Annotated in this window: 3 protein-coding genes and 2 pseudogenes; 1 reads left to right on the top strand and 4 read right to left on the bottom strand. The window is 53.5% G+C overall.

Features of this window, described 5'->3' with window-relative positions; genetic code table 11:
* Positions 1-241: 241 nt before the first annotated feature.
* Positions 242-760: a hypothetical protein gene (locus LH464_RS24200; protein ID WP_226788952.1), complete on the bottom strand. Its 519-nt coding sequence runs from the start codon at positions 758-760 to the stop codon at positions 242-244.
* 31 nt (positions 761-791) lie between these two features.
* Positions 792-992, bottom strand: a complete 201-nt coding sequence (locus LH464_RS24195; protein ID WP_226788951.1) for a hypothetical protein — start codon at positions 990-992, stop codon at positions 792-794.
* On the opposite strand from LH464_RS24195, the pseudogene LH464_RS24190 reads away from it, so the two are divergent.
* A pseudogene (locus LH464_RS24190) lies at positions 986-1,626 on the top strand (DUF4158 domain-containing protein); the annotation flags it as partial. The gene LH464_RS24195 and the pseudogene LH464_RS24190 overlap by 7 nt on opposite strands.
* A 37-nt stretch (positions 1,627-1,663) precedes the next feature.
* Here LH464_RS24190 and LH464_RS24185 read toward each other — a convergent pair.
* Both LH464_RS24185 and LH464_RS24180 read right to left on the bottom strand, forming a co-directional pair.
* Positions 1,664-2,011, bottom strand: a complete 348-nt coding sequence (locus LH464_RS24185) for a DUF7674 family protein (RefSeq protein ID WP_226788950.1) — start codon at positions 2,009-2,011, stop codon at positions 1,664-1,666.
* Positions 2,012-2,013: 2 nt separating this feature from the next.
* Positions 2,014-2,412: pseudogene (locus tag LH464_RS24180) on the bottom strand (hypothetical protein); the annotation flags it as partial.

The following is a 2,412-nucleotide window of genomic DNA, read 5'->3' as shown; positions in this document are numbered from 1 at the left end:
TGCGAGCCGGTGTCTGTGCTTGCGACCTTGCGGATATCGCTTCCGTTGCCGGAGACGGGAGCGGTGTAATCGTCGGTGCGGCGGTCGATGAGCGCAAAATTCGTCAGATGGGCCAGCGGCACGCCGGCCAACTCGCGATCGCCTTCGACCTGCTGCTGGGCGATATAGGGGTCGGTTCCGGCAGGATGCGAAATGACACCCTAAGCGGCGCACGGCAACAATGTGGCGATTCCAGACTTACTCAAGCCCCGCAGTAGGAGCCACCGACAACATCACCAGTATGAAGATTGAGCTCGAATGGGACCCACCCATCAGAAAGCGGGTCATATGCCTCACCGCGAATGCTGGCATCCAAGAACTCGAACTTTCGCATGCCATCCCACGAAATACGCTGGCTTTGCCAACGCACGCCATTTACATCAAACATTTCAAACCAAAGCCCCGTTGAGGCGAGGAACATGCGCTGGTCATCCAAATACCATAGGTCCTCGACGTCAAATTCACGGATAAGTTTCTTCGCTTCTGCGTCTACAAAATACCCACTGCCACCAGCCGCGACGACAACTGATCGGCCATCATGCGCTGCATGAACGCAATGAGGACGTTTGCGCCATCCTTCTGAAAAGTTCCCAATCCAAGATTCACCTTCGTTCGTGGTGAATTCGACGACAAAGCCCTCTCTAAAAGCATTGGGCTTCGGGAATGAGATCGCCGGCGGGCCATATGCAGGGAGGCCGGCGAGCGTGCGGGTAATAAGCATGATGGCAACCTTTGCGTATTCAGGTCCGTAACTACTGGCGCTTGGCGATATCGGCAACCGTATTCTTGCTGATACCAAGGTCACGCGCGATCCAGCGATAGCTGCGGCCTTCAGCCATCAATGCCGCCACCTTTGGCGCAAGCCGATCTGATTTAGGGCGCTCGCCAGTTTGGCGGCCGAGCTTTTTGCCTCGCGCCTTGGCCGCGGCGAGGCCGGACTTGCGGCATGCCAAGTCGACATGTTCTCACCGAGCGACAGCGCTCGGCACTCTTTGATCTGCCACCGATGAATTATCGCTGCTTCGCCATTACACCCTGGGCGACGACGATCTCGTACACATCCATGATCGTCGCAGGCCGGAAAACAGGCTGGGCTTCGCTCTGCAGCTTTGTGCACTACGCTATCCAGGGCGCGCTCTGACTCCCAACGAGATGATCCCACATGAAGTTCTGTCCTTCATCGGGGTTCAGCTCGGCATCCCGGCCGACGCGCTTCTCACCTATGCAGCCCGGCGTCAGACTCGGCAGCAGCACATGGAGGCGTTGCGTGAGATCTACGGCTACAAGACCTTCGCGGGTCGGGGTGCCCGTGATCTACGGGACTGGCTTTTCGAACAGGCTGAAGAGGCCCGTTCGAACGAGGATCTAGCTCAGCGGCGGGTCGCGCGTTGTCCTGAAACTCTGACGATCTTGCCAGCGATATCGACCATCGAGCGACTGTGTGCGGACGCACTGGTCGCCGCCGAACGTCGGATCGAGACGCGGATCGCAGACGGGCTTGATACCGGCGCACGCGAACGGCTTGATGGGCTGCTGACGGAACTGCTCGACGCCAATATCAGCCGGTTTATCTGGCTTCGCCAGTTCTAGGTCGTCTTCCGAAGATGCCCCCCGTTAAATATACCTACAATCCGTAAATATTATTGTATTGTTTCAACATTTTTGGCCCAAGCAGCTTTACCGACCAATGAGGTTCAGATGCTATATATGGTATGATTTCTATAAAGGAAACCGCCACCAGTTCGCTAATGTCATTGTCCTCTTCTGAATATTCACTTTCCATGTAAGAAAATAGTTTTTCAACCCATTCGCACCCTGGGCCAAACCGAAGCGAGAATCTGCAATATTCGCTCATAATTATATGAGGAAGAATTTCACCAGAGTTATCCTTTATATGCTCACCCAAAACAGGTATCAGCTCGCGAAAAACAAAAGCTAAATGGCATGAAAACGAAACAGTTAAAGCACTCATCGTCACTTTCCATTCAATGCGTTTTGTAGATCAGCAATAATAGCTTCTGCAACTTGTCGATCAACAGCAAGTGCGGCTGGCGTATTCTTTATCCAGTTTTGAAGACCTCTAATTGTTTCCTCGGCTTTTATTACGTGAGATCGCCCGTGCACGTTCTCCCCAGATGCTAATTCATAGCGCACGGCATCACCAAGGGTTCCACTTCCCACCTTGTTAGGATTGGTTACGCCCTTAAACACGTTATTCACATAGTTTTCCAACTTTGGATCAACCACTTGTGGAATTATTGGTTTGCTTGCCGCCCTCTCAACGGCCTCTACAATCTCGTCACTGCCGTTCTTTCGCAGGGCCGCAATAATCTTGAGGCCGACCTTGTCGCTTGGGATGATCGTTCCGATCGT

Origin of the sequence: Pseudorhizobium xiangyangii (genome assembly GCF_020531965.1) — a bacterium.
Lineage (GTDB): Bacteria > Pseudomonadota > Alphaproteobacteria > Rhizobiales > Rhizobiaceae > Neorhizobium > Neorhizobium xiangyangii.
Note: the sequence above shows the minus strand (reverse complement) of the source record. Positions and strands in the feature narration are given on the sequence as shown.